Source organism: Nocardia sp. NPDC056000, from assembly GCF_042269265.1.
GTDB lineage: Bacteria > Actinomycetota > Actinomycetes > Mycobacteriales > Mycobacteriaceae > Nocardia.
Genome location: NZ_JBHJXS010000014.1, coordinates 147,629 through 167,450 on the forward strand (window position 1 = coordinate 147,629; position 19,822 = coordinate 167,450).

At 66.9% G+C, this 19,822-nt stretch carries 15 protein-coding genes and 1 tRNA gene; 13 read left to right on the top strand and 3 right to left on the bottom strand.

From position 1 onward, the window contains the following. Positions 1 to 12: 12 nt before the first annotated feature. Positions 13 to 948, bottom strand: a complete 936-nt coding sequence (locus ACFC4D_RS35910) for a helix-turn-helix transcriptional regulator (protein WP_376070036.1) — start codon at positions 946 to 948, stop codon at positions 13 to 15. A gap of 338 nt (positions 949 to 1,286) precedes the next feature. Between ACFC4D_RS35910 and ACFC4D_RS35915 the strand changes: the two genes are divergently transcribed. The 6 genes from ACFC4D_RS35915 to lysA all read left to right on the top strand — a co-directional run bounded on the left by ACFC4D_RS35915 (position 1,287) and on the right by lysA (position 8,406). Continuing rightward, complete coding sequence (locus tag ACFC4D_RS35915) at positions 1,287 to 2,714, top strand: MFS transporter (protein ID WP_376070039.1); 1,428 nt, start codon at positions 1,287 to 1,289, stop codon at positions 2,712 to 2,714. Between the two features lie 134 nt (positions 2,715 to 2,848). Beyond that, entirely contained in the window at positions 2,849 to 3,442 is a 594-nt protein-coding gene (locus ACFC4D_RS35920; RefSeq protein ID WP_375955442.1) for a PadR family transcriptional regulator, read from the top strand. Beyond that, entirely contained in the window at positions 3,439 to 5,466 is a 2,028-nt protein-coding gene (locus tag ACFC4D_RS35925) for an FAD-dependent oxidoreductase (RefSeq protein ID WP_375955444.1), read from the top strand. The genes ACFC4D_RS35920 and ACFC4D_RS35925 overlap by 4 nt, the downstream gene beginning before the upstream one ends. Then, a complete protein-coding gene (locus tag ACFC4D_RS35930) occupies positions 5,466 to 6,098 on the top strand; it encodes a hypothetical protein (RefSeq protein WP_376070042.1) in 633 nt (210 codons plus the stop codon). Before ACFC4D_RS35925 ends, ACFC4D_RS35930 begins: the two co-directional genes overlap by 1 nt. Before the next feature lie 37 nt (positions 6,099 to 6,135). Continuing rightward, positions 6,136 to 6,930, top strand: coding sequence for a mycolate reductase (gene cmrA, locus ACFC4D_RS35935; protein ID WP_364629215.1), 795 nt, complete (start codon positions 6,136 to 6,138; stop codon positions 6,928 to 6,930). Between the two features lie 129 nt (positions 6,931 to 7,059). Next, on the top strand, positions 7,060 to 8,406 hold the full coding sequence (lysA, locus tag ACFC4D_RS35940; RefSeq protein WP_376070045.1) for a diaminopimelate decarboxylase: 1,347 nt from the start codon (positions 7,060 to 7,062) through the stop codon (positions 8,404 to 8,406). A gap of 21 nt (positions 8,407 to 8,427) precedes the next feature. Here the strand turns inward: lysA and ACFC4D_RS35945 are convergent, their stop codons facing one another. After that, entirely contained in the window at positions 8,428 to 10,176 is a 1,749-nt protein-coding gene (locus ACFC4D_RS35945) for a helicase HerA-like domain-containing protein (protein WP_376070048.1), read from the bottom strand. Between the two features lie 143 nt (positions 10,177 to 10,319). Between ACFC4D_RS35945 and orn the strand changes: the two genes are divergently transcribed. Next, on the top strand, positions 10,320 to 10,937 hold the full coding sequence (orn, locus tag ACFC4D_RS35950; protein ID WP_376070051.1) for an oligoribonuclease: 618 nt from the start codon (positions 10,320 to 10,322) through the stop codon (positions 10,935 to 10,937). Positions 10,938 to 11,003: 66 nt separating this feature from the next. Beyond that, a tRNA-His gene (locus ACFC4D_RS35955) sits at positions 11,004 to 11,076 on the top strand. Positions 11,077 to 11,136: 60 nt separating this feature from the next. On the opposite strand, the gene ACFC4D_RS35960 is transcribed toward ACFC4D_RS35955, so the two are convergent. After that, entirely contained in the window at positions 11,137 to 11,853 is a 717-nt protein-coding gene (locus ACFC4D_RS35960; RefSeq protein WP_375955454.1) for a GNAT family N-acetyltransferase, read from the bottom strand. Between the two features lie 182 nt (positions 11,854 to 12,035). Here ACFC4D_RS35960 and ACFC4D_RS35965 point away from each other — a divergent pair, with 182 nt between their 5' ends. The 5 genes from ACFC4D_RS35965 to ACFC4D_RS35985 all read left to right on the top strand — a co-directional run bounded on the left by ACFC4D_RS35965 (position 12,036) and on the right by ACFC4D_RS35985 (position 19,808). Further along, complete coding sequence (locus tag ACFC4D_RS35965; RefSeq protein ID WP_376070053.1) at positions 12,036 to 12,578, top strand: hypothetical protein; 543 nt, start codon at positions 12,036 to 12,038, stop codon at positions 12,576 to 12,578. A 103-nt stretch (positions 12,579 to 12,681) separates the two neighbouring features. Continuing rightward, positions 12,682 to 13,167, top strand: coding sequence for an Lrp/AsnC family transcriptional regulator (locus tag ACFC4D_RS35970; protein ID WP_375955457.1), 486 nt, complete (start codon positions 12,682 to 12,684; stop codon positions 13,165 to 13,167). Between the two features lie 199 nt (positions 13,168 to 13,366). After that, complete coding sequence (locus ACFC4D_RS35975; RefSeq protein ID WP_376070056.1) at positions 13,367 to 16,837, top strand: indolepyruvate ferredoxin oxidoreductase family protein; 3,471 nt, start codon at positions 13,367 to 13,369, stop codon at positions 16,835 to 16,837. 375 nt (positions 16,838 to 17,212) lie between these two features. Beyond that, the gene (locus ACFC4D_RS35980) at positions 17,213 to 18,283 is read left to right on the top strand and encodes a Glu/Leu/Phe/Val dehydrogenase (protein ID WP_376070059.1); all 1,071 of its coding nucleotides are present in this window, start codon (positions 17,213 to 17,215) and stop codon (positions 18,281 to 18,283) included. 34 nt (positions 18,284 to 18,317) lie between these two features. Continuing rightward, on the top strand, positions 18,318 to 19,808 hold the full coding sequence (locus ACFC4D_RS35985) for an amino acid permease (RefSeq protein ID WP_376070062.1): 1,491 nt from the start codon (positions 18,318 to 18,320) through the stop codon (positions 19,806 to 19,808). Positions 19,809 to 19,822: the final 14 nt, after the last annotated feature.

The following is a 19,822-nucleotide window of genomic DNA, read 5'->3' on the forward strand; positions in this document are numbered from 1 at the left end:
GCTTAGGCGAATTCAGCCGACCTCCGGGTGCGCCTCGGCGAAATGCGCCAGCCAGGGCTTGCGCCGCTGTTCCGCGGTCATGGTCAGCAGCGCGCGCAGTCTCGTCCAGCCGTTCTCGTCCACCGGCGTCAGCACCTGAATCCACGCCCCCGCGATGGATGGCAGCGACATGCTGGTCATGCTCATCTCCAGATCGCCGGTCACCACATTGCGGATCACCCGAATCCGCCCCAGCGGGAACGCCACATCATTGCGCGCCCACATCTCGGCGAATAGCGGGCTGGCGGTGACGAGATCATCGATGAACCCCGTCCACAGCGGATCATGCAGGTTCTTCACATACGCCGCGCGCAGATACCCGACCATGCGAGCCAAGTATTCATATTGCGCCGCATACGGATTGCAGCATTCCGGGGCCAGGAACACCTTGCGCAGAATGTTCTTCTCACCCAGCAGAAAACCCGGGCACAGCGCGGCATACGCGGAGTTGTACGCCAGCACGTCGTAACGCGCCGACAGCAGCACCGCGGGCAGCGGCGTCAGGTGATCGAGGATGACCTGCACTTCCTCCGGCACCGGCTCATCGAACTGCGGCGCGGGAATGGTCGGCACATCCGCCAGCCGGTACAGATGCGCCCGCTCCGCGCCGTCCAGGCACAGCGTGCGCGAAATGGCGTCCAGCACTTGAATGCTCACATTGATATCGCGGCCCTGCTCCAGCCACGTGTACCAGGTGATCCCCACCCCCGCGAGCTGCGCCACCTCCTCCCGCCGCAGCCCGGGCGTGCGCCGCCGCGACCCGGTGGGCAACCCCACCTCCCCCGGCGTGATCCGCGCCCGCCGCGATTTCAGGAAGGCCGACAACTCATCCCGCCGCGTCTTGCGCACCTCCCGGGAATCCTGCGGAACAGCCACGGCGGGCGAATTCTCGATCGGAACCAACTCCATCCGCACAATCGTCCCGTCCGCCGCGAACGGCCCCGCCTCCCGTCCGCGCCTCACACCCCCGGCCGCAATATGGTCGTTTCCGATCGCGCCGGACCCGATTCCGGCCGCATCCGCACCACGGTCGATGCTCGCGTCGGGAGTGGCTGCCGTCGGGCCGGAACCGACCGGCCGCTGGCGCTCGCGCGTTCGCGCGGCGCGATGGCTCGCGGGCGCGGCATTTCCGGTTACGGGATTCACATTTCCATACTGGTCGTAATCCGCACCCGTATCCAGGTGGTGGTAGTACCAGCATAAGCAGGCTCCTGGTACCCGGTTCCGGGGCGGCGGATGGTCATGGCATGACTCAGAGCCTGACCCAATCCCCGCCGGTGGTGGCGGCTCCGGCTGTCGCCGGAACCGGTCGCCGCTCGCTCGCCGTTCTCACCGTGATCCTGCTCGGGCAGTTCATGGCGGTGCTGGACGCCTCCATTGTCAATGTCGCCATTCCTGCCATGCGAACCTCGTTGCACGCCAGTGGTTCCGGGCTGCAATTGATCGTCTCCGGATATGTGATCGCGTATGCGGTGCTGCTCGTCACGGGGGCGCGGCTGGGTGATCGGTTCGGGCAGCGGACCATGTTCGTGGCCGGGCTGGCGATCTTCACCGTCGCGTCGCTGGCGTGCGGACTGGCCTGGAGTGCGGGGCCGCTCATCGTATTCCGGTTCCTGCAGGGCATCGGGTCGGCGGCGATGGTGCCGCAGGTGATGACCCTGATCCAGCTGACTTTCACGGGAACCACTCGGGCGCGGGCGCTTTCGGCGTACGCGGCCGTCATCTCCGGCGGCATGATGGTCGGGCAGATCCTCGGCGGGCTCATCGTGAGCTCCGATCTGGCCGGAACCACCTGGCGCGGAGTGTTTCTGGTGAACGTGCCGATCGGGCTGGCGCTGCTGGCCGTCGCACCGCGCATCCTGCCGAGCATCGCGCGCACCGATCGCAAACTGGATCTCGCGGGTCTGGCGGTGCTCACCCCGGCGGTCCTGCTGCTGGTGCTGCCGCTGGTGCTCGGTCACGAGCAGGACTGGCCGGTGTGGACCTGGATCGCATTGGCCGCCGCCGCAGCGGGATTCGCGGGCTTCTGGCTGGTGGAACGCTGGGTGCACCACCGCGGCGGTGAACCCCTGTTCGCGGATCGGGTGCTGCGCGCACCCGGGCTGGTGCTCACCGCCGCAACGCTTTTCGTGGTGATGTGCACCTTCGGCGGCTGGCTGTTCGTGATGGCCATCCACCTGCAGAGCACACTCGGCTACTCCGCCCTGCACGCCGGACTGCTGTTCCTGCCCATGGGCATCACCTTCGCCCTGGCCAGCCTGAACTGGCAGCGCATCCCGGAACGCTTGCACGCCACCATGATTCCGGCGGGACTGGTGCTGGCCGCCGCCACCATGGTGATCATGGGCCTGCTCATGCGCGACGGCGCCAACCTGGGCCCGCTCGAGCTGACGATCTTCGGCCTGATGGGCATCGGCTTCGGCCTGTCCTTCAGTCCGCTCATGGCCCGCACCACCGCCAGGATCCCGCTCGCCCTGGCCGCCGACGCCAGCGGCATCCTGGTCACCAATGTGCAGTTGGGCATCGTGGTCGGCATCGCCAGTTTCGGCTCGATCTTCCTGAGCCTGGCCGGAACCACCGCGCTCTCCGCCTCGCACGCGGTCGGCGCCACCGCCATCGTGGAGGGGGTGACGGTGCTGGTGGCCGCCGCGCTCGCGGCTCGCGCCGCACGCTGAGTCAGGCCCGATACGGGTCAGCGGGGCACCCCATCGCGGGTGCCCCGCTTCGGTATTTTCCGACCGACTCTCCCGCACGACATTCCCTATGCACTGAATTGCATAGTACGTCCCGTCTCAGTTACCCTGGCCGCATGGCCCTCGAACACGCGCTACTGGTATCGCTGACCGAACGCGCCAGTTCCGGGTACGACCTGGCGGGCCGCTTCGACAAATCCATCGGCTTCTTCTGGAACGCCACCCACCAGCAGATCTACCGTGTGCTCAAGCGCATGGAGGAACAGGGCTGGGTCACCGCCGAGGCCGTCGCCCAGGCGGGCCGCCCCGATAAGAAGGTCTACACCGTCAGCGACGCGGGCCGCGCGGAACTGACCCGCTGGATCGCCGAACCCATGGACACCGCGCCGATGCGCAATGAGCTCGGCGTGAAATTGCGCGCCGCCTCGCTCGGCGACGTCCCCGCCCTGGCCGCCGAGATCAAGCGCCATCGCGATGAGCACGCGCACCGGCTCGACCTGTACCGCACCTTCGAGAAGAAGGACTACCCCGCGCCGGATCAGCTCACCGGCCGCACCCTGCACCAGTACCTCGTCCTCCGCGGTGGCATCCGCGTCGAGGAGGGGTTCATCGACTGGTGCGACGAGATTCTTGCCGCTCTGCACAAAGACAACCCGCCGCGCGACACAGCCCCGTCGCAGGCGTCCGACCCGAAAGGCACTCGGCAATGAGCGCTTATCCGCATCTGTTCGAACCCCTGGACCTGGGATTCACCACCCTGCGCAATCGCGTGGTGATGGGTTCCATGCACACCGGTCTCGAAGATCGGGCCTGGCATACCAACCGGCTCGCGGCGTACTTCGCCGAACGCGCCAAAGGCGGTGTGGGCCTTATCATCACCGGTGGTTACGCACCCAACCGCACCGGCTGGCTGATGCCGCTGGGCGCGAAGCTGACCAATAAGACCGAGGCGTACCGGCACCGCGTCATCACCAAGGCGGTGCACGCCGAGGGCGGCAAGATCGCGCTGCAGATCCTGCACGCGGGCCGCTATTCCTATATGCCCGGCAGTGTTTCGGCCTCCTCCATCAAGGCCCCGATCAATCCGCTGCGCCCGCGCGCTCTTTCGAGCAAGGGCGTCGAGCAGACCATCGACGATTACGCGCGCTGCGCCGCCCTGGCCAAGTTCGCCGGATACGACGGCGTCGAGATCATGGGTGGTGAAGGCTATTTCATCAACCAGTTCCTGGCGCCGCGCACCAATAAGCGCAAGGACAAGTGGGGCGGCTCGGCGGAGAACCGCCGCCGCATCGCCTCGGAGATCGTGCGCAAGGTGCGCAAGGCCGTCGGCCCGGACTTCATCATCGTATTCCGTTTGTCCATGGCCGATTTCGTGGAGAACGGCCAGACCTGGGACGAGATCGCGGATGTCGCACGGGATGTGGAGGCCGCCGGCGCCACCATCATCAATACCGATATCGGCTGGCATGAGGCCCGCGTCCCCACCATCGTGACCTCGGTCCCGCGCGCGGCGTTCGTGGAGTGGACCGCCAAGGTCAAAGACATTGTCAGCATTCCGGTCTGCGCGTCGAACCGCATCAATATGCCCGAGACCGCCGAGGAGATCCTCACCCGCGGCGATTCGCATCTGGTGTCGCTGGCCCGGCCGCTGCTGGCCGATCCGGAGTGGGCGCGCAAGGCGCAGCAGGCGCGAACGGACGAGATCAATACCTGCATCGCCTGCAACCAGGCCTGCCTGGATCACGCCTTCCAGATGAAAACCGTGTCCTGCCTGCTGAATCCGCGCGCCGGACACGAAACCGAACTGAAGCTGCTGCCCACCCGCCGCACCCGCCGGTTCGCGGTCGTCGGCGCGGGACCGGCCGGACTCTCGGCCGCGGTGAGCCTGGCCCAGCGCGGCCACCACGTGGATCTGTTCGAGGCCGATGACAAGATCGGCGGCCAGTTCGATATCGCCCGCCGCATCCCGGGCAAGGAGGAGTTCAGCGAGACCGTTCGCTACTTCACCCGCCAGCTCGAAATCACCGGCGTCAACGTCCATCTCAATACCCGCGCCACCGCACAGCAGCTCATCGAGGGCCGCTACGACGAGGTCATCCTGGCCACCGGCGTGAAGCCGCGCATCCCGAATATCCCGGGCGTCGACCATCCGAAGGTGCTCACCTACGCCGAACTGGTGCGCGAGGGCAAGCCGGTGGGCAAGAAGGTCGCCGTCATCGGCGCGGGCGGCATCGGCTTCGATGTCAGCGAATTCCTCACCGTGGAAGGGCATCCCAGCCTCAAGCTGGACGAGTGGAAGGAAGAGTGGGGCGTCTCCGACGATCCGAACGCCCGCGGCTTCCTCACCGCGCCCAAGCCCTCCCCCGCCGCCCGCGAGGTTGTGCTGTTGCAGCGCAAGGCTTCTTCGTTCGGCAAGGATCTGGGCAAGACCTCGGGCTGGGTGCACCGCGCGGCCGTCAAGGCCAAGGGCGTGGAGCAGATCGGCGGCGTCAACTACGAGCGCATCGACGACAAGGGCCTGCACATCAGCTTCGGTGAGAAGCGGCAGCGCCCCACCGTCATCGAATGCGATAACGTAATCCTCTGCGCCGGACAGGAATCCGTCCGGGATCTGGAGGAGCCCTTGAAAGCCGCGGGTGTGCAGATCCACCTCATCGGCGGCGCGGATCTCGCCTCCGAACTCGACGCCAAGCGCGCCATCAACCAGGGCACGCGGCTGGCGGCAGCCCTCTGATGCCCACCCTCACCCGCCTGGGCCTGCCCGGAACCGAGCAGGCCTGGGCGGCCCTGGGTTTCACCGTCGCCGACGGTGAATTCCGAATCGGCCACGTCACCTGCACCATCGGTGAACCCGCCTGGGGTTTCGACGAAACACATGCCGCCCCAGAGCTTCTCGGCGTTCCGTACCTGGCGGCCGATGCCGGTGCGCAACGCCCGGCCGCGGCACGGCCGGACCGGACCTCGAACGGCTCCGCATCGGACACCGTGCACCCGAACGGCATGACGATCGTCGATCACGTCGTCTACTGGATGCCGAACCTGGACGAAGGCGCGGCCAATCTCACGGCGGTACTGGGCATTCCGCCGCGCCGCCGCTTCTTCCCGCGCGGTCCCGAAGGCCCGGAAATGGCCTTCTACCGCGTCGGCGAACCCTTCATCGAAGCCGTCGGCTCCGGCCTGCCCGCCGATCTCGCGGGCGTAGCCTTCCTCACCCCCGACCTGGATGCCGCCGTGGCGGCCATCCGCGCCGCGGGCGGACCCATCGGCGACCCCCGCCCCGCCGTCCAGGGCGGCCGCATCGCCCCGGTGTGGCGCGGCCACCTCGACTGGGGCATCGCCTTCATGGAGCCCAAGCCCCGCACCTGAGGGTGCGGGCGGGGTGGGAGTGGGTAGGGTTTCGGTCGTGAGCTTGCCTGCGCCTACCGCTGATAATCGTGCCGTTGTGACCGGGTCCTCTTCGGGGATCGGGGTCGCGCTCGCTGAGGAGCTCGCTTCTCGCGGGTATTCGCTGATCCTGGTCGCGCGCCGGGAGGACCTGCTGCAGGAGCTGGCGACCCGGCTGAGCACGCGGTACGGCATCACCGCCGAGGTGCGCGCGGTGGACCTGTCCAACCGCGAACAGCGCGCGCCGCTGGCCAAGGAACTGGCCGAACGCGATATCGCGATCCTGTGCAATAACGCGGGCGTCGCCACCTTCGGATCGCTGGCCAAGCTGGACCTGGATTACGAGCGGGACATCATGGAGCTCAACGCGGTCGCCGTGCACGACCTCTCGCTCGCGGTGCTGCCGAATATGGTCAAGCGCGGCAGCGGCGGCATCCTGGTCACCGGATCCGCGGCGGGCAATATGCCGATTCCGAACAATGCCACCTACGCCGCGTCCAAGGCGTTCACCAATACCTGGGCCGAATCGCTGCGCGGGGAGATGAAGGAGCACGGCGTGCACGTCACGCTGCTCGCCCCCGGCCCGGTGCGCACCGATAATCCGGATCAGGAAGAGGTCGGCAACAAGATCCCGGAGTTCATCTGGGTCACCGCCGCGCATACCGCCAAGATCACCATCGACGCCCTGGCCCGCAATAAGATGCGCGTGGTTCCGGGCCTGATCAGCAAGGGTATGAGCCTGGCCGGGCAGTTCGGCCCGCGCTCGATCACCTCGCTGGTGGCGGGCGCGGCGTACAAGAAGCTCGGCAGCTGAGCGCAAACCGTCAAGATCACGCGACCGATCGTCAAGGACGCGTAGCCGATATGCCCCGGCTGCCCGATCCGGCGTAGTCCTGGATTCGGCCCCGCCTACGGAATAGCGGGGACGCATCCAGGAGACATCGTGACGCTGCTCGACATTTTCCCGTCACTGCGGTCGGGGGGCGTGCTTCCTCGCCTCGACCCCTCGGTCTGGCCGCAGGAAACGCACTACGACGCCGACGGCCGCATCACCGTCGGCGGGGTCGCGCTCGCCGATATCGCCGACCAGTACGGCACCCCCACGTACATCCTGGACGAGACCGAAGTCCGCTCCCGCTGCCAGGCGTATCGGCGGCAATTCCCGGACGCCGAGGTGCTCTACGCGGGCAAGGCGCTGCTCACCCGCGCGGTCGCGGAATGGGTGACCGAAGAGGGCCTCTCGCTCGATGTGTGCTCGGCCGGGGAACTGGCCGTCGCACTGTCCTCATGGGTGAATCCGCAGCGAATCATGTTGCACGGCAACGGTAAACCCTTCGCCGAACTGGAGACCGCGATCAACTGCGGAATCGGCCGCGTGGTCATCGACTCGCTGACCGAGATCACCCTGCTGTCGGCGCTGGCGAGCACACCGCAGCGGGTGCTGCTGCGGGTATGCCCCGATGTCGACGTGCACGGGCATCCGGCCGTGCGCACCGGGGTCGCCGATCAGAAGTTCGGCTTCACCATCGGCAGCCACGCCCTCAGCGAAGCCGTGGAACGCATTGTGCGCCAACCCAATCTGGAATTCGCCGGACTGCACTGCCATATCGGCTCGCAGATCTACGACACCTTCCCCTACGGTGAGGCCATCCGCCGCATGATCGGCGAAATGGCAAGGATCCGTGACGATTACGGCGTCACCCTCGGCACCCTCGATATCGGTGGCGGTCACGCGGTGGCCTACCGTCCCGGCGACGCCGAGATGAATCTGGCCGAACTCGCGGACATCATCGAGGATTCACTGGACGCGGCCTGCGCGCGCTATGCCTTCCCGCGCCCCACGATCGCCATGGAACCCGGCCGCGCCATCGTGGCCCGCGCGGGCATCACGCTCTACCGCGTGCTGTCCATCAAACATGTCGAAGGCGGCCACACCTTCGTCACCGTCGACGGTGGGATGAGCGACAACCCCCGCGTCACCCTCTACGGCGCACGCTACGAAGCCGTAGTCGCCAATCGGCACCCCACCGGCCCGCATATGACCGCCAATATCGCGGGCCGCTACTGCGAAGCCGGTGACATCCTGGCCACCGACGTCCGCCTGCCCGCCGATCTGCGCCCCGGCGAAGTGCTCGCCATGCCCTGCACCGGGGCCTACCACCACAGCCTGTCCTCGTCGTACAACGGCGTCGGCCGCCCGCCCATCATCGCGGTCCGCGACGGCAGCACCCGGGAGCTGGTCCGCCGCGAAACCATCGAGGATCTGATGCGCCGCGATATCGGCCACTGAGCACCGAAACCGGCAGTGCCGCTACCGCTTCCGGGTGCCGAAGATGCTGCGGCCGATCTCGCGCCCGGCCACGGTGGCGGCCGACCGCAGGAAATTCTTGAAAGCGGTGTTGTTGACGATCTTCTCGGCCATGGACTCATCGACCGGCTGCGCCTTGGCCCGCCCGCGCGACGGCGCGGGTTCGGGAGCCTCCTCGGCCGCCTTGGCCAGGATCTCGTAGGCCGATTGCCGGTCGATGGTCTGCCCGTACTTGCTGTACAGCGTGGATTGCTGTGCCTTGGAACGGATTCCATCGTCGCCGATGGTGTCCATGAGCGAGCGCGGCGGCTGCATGCGCGCCCACGCCACCGGAGTCGGCGCGCCCTTCTCCGACAGCACGGTGACCACAGCCTCACCGATTCCCAATGAGGTCAACGCCTTTTCGAGATCGTAGGTGGCGGTCTTGGGATAGGTGCGCACCGTCTTCGACAGCGCCGCTTGATCTTCCGGGGTGAAGGCGCGCAGCGCGTGCTGTACGCGCGCACCCAGCTGGGAGAGCACGGCATTGGGGATATCGGTGGGCAGCTGCGTGCAGAAGAACACGCCCACGCCCTTGGATCGGATGAGCTTCACGGTCTGCTCGACCTGCTGCAGGAACGCCTTCGACGCACCCGTGAAGAGCAGATGCGCCTCATCGAAGATGAAGACCAGCTTGGGTTTATCCATATCGCCGATTTCCGGCAGCGTCTGGAACAGATCCGCCAGCACCCACATCAGGAAGGTGGAGAACATCTGCGGGCGGGACGCCTGCGCACCCAGTTCGAACAGCGTGATCACACCCTGTCCACCCGCCACCCGCAGCAGATCCGCCGGATCCAGTTCCGGCTCACCGAAGAAGGTGTCACCGCCGTCGGCCTCGAGATTCACCAGCGCCCGCAGGATCACGCCCGCCGTGGTCGCGGACACACCGCCGATCCCCTTCAATTCCTCCTTGCCCTCCGGGCTGGTGAGGAATTGGATGACCGCGCGCAGATCCTTCAGATCCAGCAGCGGGAAACCGTTCTGATCCGACCAGTGGAAGATCAGCCCGAGCGTGGATTCCTGAGTCTCGTTGAGCCCCAGCACCTTCGACAGCAGAATCGGCCCGAACGAGGTGATGGTGGCGCGAATCGGCACCCCGATCCCCTCGGTGCCCAATGAGACGAATTCACACGGGAACCCGGACGGCTTCCAGTCCGGATCACCGGTTTCCTGTGCGCGCGTGAGGATCTTGTCATTGGACTGCCCGGGCTGCGCCAGCCCCGACAGATCGCCCTTGATATCGGCGACCACGACGGGCACCCCCGCCGCCGACAACTGCTCGGCGATGCCCTGCACCGTCTTGGTCTTACCGGTACCGGTCGCACCCGCGATGAGCCCGTGCCGGTTCATGGTCTTCATCGGAATCCGCACCCGCGCATCGGGATGCACCTTCCCGTCCACCATGACGGTGCCCAATTCCAGCGCGAGCCCCTCGAACGCGTATCCGGCCGCGATCCCCTGCGCCGCGACCTCATCCGGTGCGCCCGCGTCCGCCGCGCCCGAATCCGCCTTGCCGTCGGCGGCTTTCGCGGGGGCGTCGGCCTTCGCGGGAGTATCGGCCTTCCCCTCGGCCGCGGCCTTATCGGCGGCTTCCTGTTCGGCAGCTTCCTTTTCAGCGGCATCGGCCGCCGCCACCGCCTCCGCCGCGATCCGCGCGGCCTCCTCCGCGGCCTTACGGGCCGCCGCTGCCTTCTCCTGCGGGGTGGTCATCGCGCTGTCCTCCGTCTGCTCTAGCCAAACCGACAAACGATCGCGGAACTTGCCGAAAGGATACTGCCCGGTCGGGTGGCAAACCGGACCCGACGCGGCCGGGCGCGGGGGCCGCCGACCGGGAAACGACTAACGTGTCCCGAGTGTCAGACAAAGTGGTGTGGATTGATTGCGAGATGACGGGCCTACGCCTGGACAGCGACAAGCTGATCGAGGTGGCCGCACTCGTGACGGACAGTGATCTCAATATTCTCGGCGAGGGCGTGGACATCGTCATTCACGCCGATGACGCGGCCTTGGCGGCCATGCCGCCGGTGGTCACCGAGATGCACGCGCGCTCCGGGCTCACCGAAGAGGTCCGCCGCTCCACCGTGACCCTGGCCGAGGCCGAGCAGCAAATCATGGACTACATCAAGCAGTACGTGCCCGCACCGCGCACGGTACCGCTGGCCGGTAACTCCATCGCCACCGATCGCGGCTTCCTGGCCCGCGATATGCCCATCCTCGACGCCCACCTGCACTACCGCATGATCGATGTCAGCTCCATCAAGGAATTGGCGCGCCGCTGGTACCCGCGCATCTACTTCGGCCAGCCGGAGAAGGGCCTGGCCCACCGCGCCCTGGCCGATATCCAGGAATCCATCCGCGAACTGCAGTACTACCGCCGCACCGCCTTCGTGGCTCCCCCCGGCCCCTCCACCGCCGAGATCGCCGCCGTAGCGGCCGAACTCAGCCGGAAACCGACCGGAAATACCGCTTAACCAGCCGATTAGGTACTCAGCGGCGGATCGCGATACGATCTACCGCGCCGGAAACAACCGGCAATGGTGACCGTAGTTCAGTTGGTAGAGCACCAGGTTGTGATCCTGGCTGTCGCGGGTTCGAGTCCCGTCGGTCACCCAAAAGATCAGGCCCGAGGTTTACACCTCGGGCCTGATCTGTATCTCCAGCCGGTACCGCTCAGTCCGGAGCCTGCACCAAAGTCAGCTGTCCGCGCTTGCGCAGGGTGAAGCCGAGAGTTTCGTAGAGGCTGATCGCGGTGGTGTTGTGCGCGACCGCATGCAGGAACGGGATTTCACCGCGTTCGCGGATGCCCGCGCCGACCGCGCGCACCAGACGCGAAGCCAGGCCGCGGCCGCGGAATTCGGCGTCGGTGCAGACGGCGCTGATCTCGGTCCAGCCCGGCGGGTGCATGCGCTCGCCCGCCATGGCTACCAGGCGGCCGTCCACGCGCAGGCCGAGATAGGTGCCCATTTCGATGGTTCGGGGTGCGAACGGCCCTGGTTCGGTGCGGGCGATCAGGGCCAGCATCTCGGGTACGTCGGCGGGCGTGAGGATGTCGAGTTCGGGATCGTGTGCGACGCGCAGGCCGGAACCGTCCATCTGCACCGAATCCAGCACCTGATGCACGGTCCAGCCGGGCGGCAGTTCATGGCCGAGGCCGCGCAGGGCGGTGCCGCCGCCGGGGCCGAGCACGGTGGCCAGATCGGCCCAGTCCTGCTCGTCCAGCTCGGGCGGATGGCCGATGAAGCGCGCGACCTCCGGGTCGTAGCGGCCGATTCGCCCCACCCAGGTGGCGAATCGGGCGTGTACGCCGCGCAGCGACGCCCGCACCGGATCGTCGAGTGGATGCAGCGAGGTGTCTACATCGATGGCTGTCCCGTTGCTGATCTGCACAACGCCATTCAATCCGGTTCGCCCGCAACGTATTTCCAACCGCTCGAGCTGATTGCAATCCTTGACGCTCACAAGATCGGAAAACCATCGACAGCTAACCCTCCGCAAGCGCATAATCGACAGACATCCGGTGCCGTTCGTCGGGGGAACAGCAAAGGAAAACCCGGACGGATGGAAAGACAATGTTCATCAAGAAATTGGTGGCCACAGCGGTTCTCGCGATCGCAGCCACCGTAACCACCATGGCGACGGCACACGGGGAAGCCGGTCTCGCCGATATCACTCTCAGCGGCGTGGACGGCCAGGTCGGCTACACCACAACCCTCGCCGCCGATCATTCGAACGCCCTCGTCACCCTCGCCTCCGGCCACTTCGTGCTGACCCCGGACGCGGTACAGGTGGTCGCGGACGACGGCACGATCGTCGGGGCCATACCGACGACGCTGCAGACGGATGTGGGTCAATCCCTCTCCGTCACACCGACTCTGGCCAGTGCCACGGAATTGACCCTCACCCCGGTGGGCGGGCCGACAGCCGCGGCGACCAGTAGCCAGGGTCTGCCCTTCGTGCACACCGTCGATGCCAATGGCGGCGCGATACTGGCCGGGGCAGCGGTCGGCTGTCTCGTCGGCATTGTGATCGGCATTTGGTTCTTCCTGGTCGGAGCCATATTCGGCTGTGCCATCGGTGCCGCTATCGGCGGCTTCATCGGAGCGGTGTCGTAACCGGCCCGCCCCGGAACAGCACGGGGGCCGCGTATCCGTTCCCCTACGCGGCCGCATTCCCGGCACACCCGAGTTGCCCGCCTCCGCCATGCGAAAATGCGGCATGACCATCAAGATCGACGCACTCGATGCCGCACTGCTGGCGGAGCTGGCGGCCGATCCGCGAGCGCCGATCCTGGAATTGGCGCAGCGGTTGCAGATCGCGCGAAATACGGTGCAGGCGCGGATGAAACGGCTGGAGGCATCGGGGGCGGTGCGCGGCTATCCGCCATCGGTGGATCTGCAGGCGATCGGCTTCGCGGTGCACGCGTTCCTCGGGGTGGAACTGGATCAGAACAAGATCGACGGGATTGTCGAGGCGCTGCGCGAATTCCCCAATGTGCTCGAGGTGCACGCCACCACGGGACGTTCGGATCTGCTGGTGCGGATCGCGGCGCAGTCGCAGCAGGATCTGCTGGGGATCATCCAGCGGGTGCACGCCATTCACGGGGTGCGGCATACCGAGACCATGCTGGCGCTCGCCACCCCGATCGAGTACCGGTCACTGCCGCTCGTCGAGCATCTGACAAAACCGGCTAACCCGACATGATGTGACCCGGGTCTCCCCTCGCTCGAGCAGAATGTTGTACGCGCAGAAGTGCCACAGATCACTTTTGAGCAGTCTGATCAACTTTTTGCCCTTCTGTTGACACAGATCACCCCTTAACGGCAGATTTCGCAGCACCGATTGCTTAGTCCCTGTCGTTTGCAGCTCACGATCTGGGCTGTGGAAAGAGTGGTGACCGTTCATGACCAGTGTTGCCTGCCCCTCATCGCAGCAGGCCGAACCGGCCGCCCCGTACGACCTCGCCGACCGCTATCGCTCCGGCGCCGGACCGGTCCTGCTGACCGGCGTGCAGGCCATCGCACGGTTACTGGTGGAACAGCATGTGCGCGATATCCGCGCCGGCCGCCGAGTCGCCACCTTCGTCTCCGGATATCAGGGCAGCCCCCTGGGCGGGGTCGACAAAATGCTGCTCGGCATGCCGAATGTGCTGTCCGAGCACGACATCACCTTCGTACCCGGCCTCAATGAGGAACTCGCCGCCACCTCGGTGTGGGGCAGTCAGGCTGATCTGCCCGCCGGGCGCGCCACCCATGACGGGGTGATCGGGGTCTGGTACGGCAAGGGCCCCGGCGTGGATCGCGCCACCGATGCCATCCGGCACGCGAATATGTACGGGGTCAATGCCCGCGGCGGCGTACTGCTGCTGGTCGGCGATGATCCGGCCTCGAAATCCTCCACCGTGCCCGCCGTGAGTGAGCGCTCGCTGGCGGCCATGGGTGTGCCGGTGCTGTTCCCGCGCAATGCGGAAGAGATCATCACCATGGGTATGGCCGGGGTCGCGCTGTCGCGGGCTTCGGGCTGCGTGGTGGCCATGAAGATCGTCGCCGATGTCGCGGACGGGGCCTGGACGGTGGATGCCGCGGTCGCGGATCTGCCGCTCACGATTCCCGAAGTGCAGTGGGAGGGAAAGTCTTTCGTCTACCGCCAGCGGCCGATGGCGGCTCCCGCGGACAGCGTGCTGGCCGAGGCGGATCTGTACGGGCCGCGCTGGGCCACGGTGCGGGAGTTCGGGGCGCTGAACGATCTCGATGTCATCGAGGTGAATCCGGCGGACGCCAAGATCGGCATCGCCGCCACCGGCACCACCTTCGACGCAGTGCGGCAGGCGCTGCTGGATCTGGGCGTCGACGAGGCGGCCCTGCATCGCGCCGGGATTCGACTACTGCGCATCGGTATGCCGTATCCCGTTGGGGCGCAGCAGGTCACCGCATTCGCCCGGGGGCTCGAGCAGGTGATCGTGGTGGAGGACAAGACCGCGTTCATCGAGACGCAGATTCGCGAGATCCTCTACGGCACGGCCGATGCGCCGCGCATTCTGGGCAAGCTGGACGAGCGCGGTGCGCCGCTCATGCCCGCCGACGGCGAACTGACCCCGGGGCGACTCCTCGCTCCGCTGCGCCGGGTGCTGCGCGCACACGTCGAGCTGAAAAGGGCTGCCCCGCCCGCCCTTTCACTGGAGGTGCTGTCCACCAAGCGCACCGCGTACTTCTGCTCCGGCTGCCCGCACAATCGCTCCACCGCGATTCCCGAGGGTTCGATCGGCGGCGGCGGGATCGGCTGCCACACCCTGGTGACCATGTCCGGCCGCAGCGACAGCGCGGTCACCGGACTCACCCAGATGGGCGGCGAGGGCAGCCAGTGGATCGGCCAGGCGCCGTTCACCGATGTGCCGCATCTGTTCCAGAACATCGGGGACGGCACGTTCTTCCACTCCGGGCAGTTGGCCGTGCAGGCGTGCGTGGCGGCCGGGGTGAACATCACCTACAAACTGCTCTACAACGAGGTCGTGGCCATGACCGGCGCGCAGGATGCCATCGGCATCCTGTCGGTGGCGCAGCTGACCCATAAGCTCACCACCGAGGGCGTCAAGCAGATCATCATCTGCGCCGATGAACCCAAGCGGCACAATCGGCGCGCGCTGGCCAAGGGCACGCTGCTGTGGCATCGCGACCGGCTGGACGAGGCGCAGCGGGCGCTGCGCGAGATCGAGGGCGTCACCGTGCTGATCTACGACCAGCACTGCGCCGCCGACGCGCGACGGCAGCGCAAGCGCGGCACGCTGCCGGTGCGCAATACCCGCGTGGTGATCAACGAGGCGGTCTGCGAGGGCTGCGGTGATTGCGGTGTGAAGTCCAATTGCCTTTCGGTGCAACCGGTCGAGACGGAATTCGGGCGCAAGACGCGGATCGATCAGACCTCCTGCAATACCGATTACAGCTGCCTGGACGGTGACTGCCCATCGTTCGTGACGGTCGAGGTGGTGCCGGATACCAAGGGACGCAAGAAGTCCCGTAAGCGCGCCGAGCCGCCTGCGGTGGCGGATCCGGGGTTGGACGCGCCGGTGGGCACGCAGAATGTACTGCTCGCCGGGATCGGCGGCACCGGCATCGTCACGGTCAACCAGGTGCTGGCCACGGCCGCACTGCGGGCCGGGTACGAGGTCGAGAGCCTGGATCAGATCGGGTTGAGCCAGAAGGCCGGGCCGGTCGTATCGCATCTGCGGTTCTCGACCACGACGCTGGAGCCGTCGAACCGGCTCACCCCGGGCAGCGCGGACTGCGTCATCGCCATCGATCTGCTGACGGCCGCCGATCCGAAGAACCTCCAGTACGGAAACCCCTCCGGCACAGTGGCGATCGCCTCCACCAGCCGTACGCCCACCGGTGACATGGTGTACGACAAGTCGGTCAGCTATCCGGAGACGCCGCAACTGCTGGATCGCCTTGCCGCGGTGTCGGATTCGCTGAGCCACTTCGACGCATTGGCAGCGGCCGAGAAGCTCTTCGGCAATACCGCCGCCGCGAATTTCCTGATGGTCGGCGCGGCCTTCCAGACCGGCGGACTCCGGTTGCCCGCCGCGGCGATCGAGGAGGCCATCGGCATCAACGGTGTCGCGGTGGCGGCCAATATCGCCGCCTTCCGCTGGGGCCGGGTCGCGATCGCGGATCCCGCCGCCTTCGCCGCCGCGGTCGAACCGATTGCGCCGCAGCGCGCCCCGGCGACGCTCGCACCGGAACTGCTGGCCGGAACCGGCTTCGAGGGTGAGGTGCGCCGACTGGTGGAACTGCGCGCCGCCGAATTGGTGCGATACCAGAACGTCAAGGTCGCTCGCCGATACGTGGACACGGTCCAATCCGTGTGGGCGGCAGAACGATCCGTCACCGAGCGCACCGAGTTCAGCGCGGCCGTGGCCCGCGGCCTGCACAAGTTCACCGCATACAAGGACGAGTACGAGGTGGCCCGCCTGCTGGTGGATCCCGCCTTCCTGGCCCAGGTGAGCGAACAGGTGCCCGACGGCGAGAACCTCACCTACAAACTGCATCCGCCGATCCTGCGGGCGATGGGCCGCAAGAAGAAGATCGGCCTCGGCCCCAAATCCCATGTGGCGCTGAAACTTCTCGCCAAGGGGAAGTCGCTGCGCGGGACCCGCCTGGACCCCTTCGGATACGCTCACGTCCGAAAGGTGGAGCGCGAGTTGCTCGCCCACTACACCGCCCTCGTGCAGCGCCTCGCCACCACCCTGACCCCCGACACCTACGACACCGCCACCGCGGCCGCCACCCTCCCCGACCTGGTCCGCGGCTACGAGGACGTCAAACTCGCCAACGTCGACCTGTACTGGTCGGGTCTGCGCGACCTGGGCCTCGACTGACATCCGCTGCGTGAGGTTTCCGCACCGCGAGTGTGGATCCCGGCCAAAAACATGCCGGGATGACGGGGCGGCACACCCTAAGGGGACGCCCCCCCGAGGGGACGGTCCCCCCAAGGGGACAGCCCCCTCAAGGCGACAGTCCCCCAAGGCGACAGTCCCCCCAAGGGGACGGGCCCCAGAGGACGGCCACCGTCGACGGGGTGGTGGGCCCGCCCAGGAACCTTCGCGCGAACTCACCCCTCGTCATCCCGGCGTGCTTGTGGCCGGGATCCACACCCGGAAGCGCCACACCCGGCGCGACCGGTACGCCGCCACAAGCGGCAACCACCCCGCCGCCACCATGCGGCATTCAGAGAGGAATCGATTGTGACCGCAATGCACACCGAGACAGGCGTTTTCGGCCGTTCGCAGGAACTGAGCTCGCGACGCCATGAACAGGTCGTGTTCTGCGAGGACGATAAGAGCGGGCTGAAGGCGATCATCGCGATTCATTCGACCGCGCTGGGGCCCGCGCTCGGCGGCACCCGTTTCTACCCGTACGCGAGCGAATCGGCGGCGCTGGAGGATGTGCTGCGGCTGTCCTGGGGCATGACGTACAAGGCCGCGGCGGCCGGGGTGAATCTGGGCGGCGGCAAGGCCGTCATCATCGGCGATCCGGCGACCATGAAGACCGAGGAACTGCTGGCCGCGTACGCGCGGTTCGTCAATACCCTTGGCGGCCGGTACATCACGGCGGGCGATGTCGGCACCAATACCGATGACCTGGATGTCATCGGCAAGCACACCGCCTTCGTGACCGGCCGCAGCACCGCCGCGGGCGGCTCCGGTGACAGTGCCCGGCTGACCGCGCTCGGCGTCTTCCACGCCATGCGCGCCGGAGCCGAATCCGTCTGGGGCGCACCGTCGATGGCCGGTCGCACGGTCGGCGTCGAAGGCGTCGGCAAGGTGGGCGGCGAGCTCATCGCCATGCTGCTCGCCGATGGCGCGGAGGTATGCGCCACCGATGTGAATGACTCTGCCCTACAGCGCATTTCGCTGCAGCACCCGTCGGTGCGCCTGCTGAGCACCGTCGCCACCGCACCCGTGGACATCTACGCCCCGTGCGCCCTCGGCGGCATTCTCACCGCCACCACCGCCGAAACCATCGAAGCGAAACTGGTGTGCGGCGCGGCCAACAACCAGCTCGCGACCCCGGAGGTGGAGCGGTCGCTGAACGAACGCGGTATCACCTGGGTCCCCGATTTCGTCGCCAACGCCGGCGGCCTCATGCAGGTGGCGGGCGAATTGCGCGCCGCCGATCCCGCCGCCATCGAATCCGATGTGACGGCCATCTACGACCGCTGCCGCGACATCATCACGGCGGCACAGGCTTCCGGCATCGGCACCGGGGCGGCGGCGAATCGTTTCGCCGAGCGCCGGCTCGACGCCATCCCGCGGACCATCTGACCGCGACGCCGGAGTTTCAAGGAGGAGACCAGAAGTGGCGATCACCAGCGGGTTATTCCGCACCAAATCAGTGGAACAGTCGATCCGGGACACCGATGACCCGGATGCCAAGCTACGCAAGGATCTAACGGCCAAGGACCTCACCGTCTTCGGCGTCGCGGTCGTCATCGGCGCGGGCATCTTCACCCTCACCGCGCGCACGGCGGGCACGGTGGCCGGGCCGTCGGTATCGCTGGCGTTCGTCTTCGCGGCGATCGCGTGCGGGCTGACCGCGCTCTGCTACGCCGAATTCGCCTCGACCGTACCGGTGGCGGGCAGTGCGTACACCTTCGCGTACGCGACCTTCGGCGAGATCATCGCGTGGATCATCGGCTGGGATCTGATTCTGGAATTCGCGCTCGCGGTCTCCGTGGTGGCCAAGGGCTGGTCCCAGTATCTCGGTGAGGTACTGGGTTCCCGCCCGCCCATCCTCGAACTCGGTTCGATCCATTTCGATTGGGGCGCAGTACTTATCATCGCCGTGGTCGGGGTGCTGCTGGCGACCGGCACCAAGCTCTCCTCGCGGGTGTCGGCCATCGCGGTCGGGATCAAACTGGCGGTGATCGCGCTGGTGCTGGTGGTCGGCGCGACCTATTTCAAGGCGTCCAATCTCACCCCGTACATTCCGCCGTCGCAGCCCTCGGAGAAGGCGGGCGGGGTGCATCAGTCGCTGTTCAGCTTCCTGACCGGTTCCGGCGGAACGAGTTTCGGATGGTACGGCCTGCTGGCCGCGGCCAGCCTGGTGTTCTTCGCCTTCATCGGATTCGATGTCGTGGCCACCACCGCCGAGGAGGTGCGCGATCCGCAGCGCAATGTGCCGCGCGGCATCTTCGGTTCGCTCGCGATCGTCACCGTGCTCTACGTCGCGGTCTCGCTGGTGCTGACCGGTATGGTCCCGTACACCGCGCTGGCTAACGGAAATGCCACCCTGGCAACAGCTTTCGCCCTGCACGGGGATATGTGGGTGAAGAACATCATCTCCATCGGCGCGCTCGCGGGCCTGTCCACGGTGGTGATGGTGATGTTCCTGGGTCAGACCCGGGTGCTGTTCGCCATGGCCCGGGACGGCCTGTTGCCGCGCGGTCTGGCGCGCACCGGTAAGCACGGCACGCCCGTGCGCCTGACGGTCATCGTCGGCATCGTCTGCGCCCTGCTCGCCGGTTTCGTGGATTTCGGCACGCTCGAGGAGATGGTGAATATCGGCACGCTGGTCGCATTCGTGCTGGTGTCGATCGGCGTCCCGATCCTGCGCCGCACCCGCCCGGATCTGCCGCGCGGCTTCCGCGTCCCCTTCGTTCCGGTCGTCCCGATCCTGGCGGCGCTGGCATGCCTGTGGCTCATGCTCAACCTCTCCATCGAGACCTGGCTGCGTTTCGTGGTCTGGATGGCGCTGGGCGTGATCGTGTACTTCGCCTACAGCCGCAAGCATTCGGTACTGCGGCGGCAGAGCGCGCAGGACGAGCCGGAAACCTCGCCCGTCAGCTGACCAAGGGTGCGAAT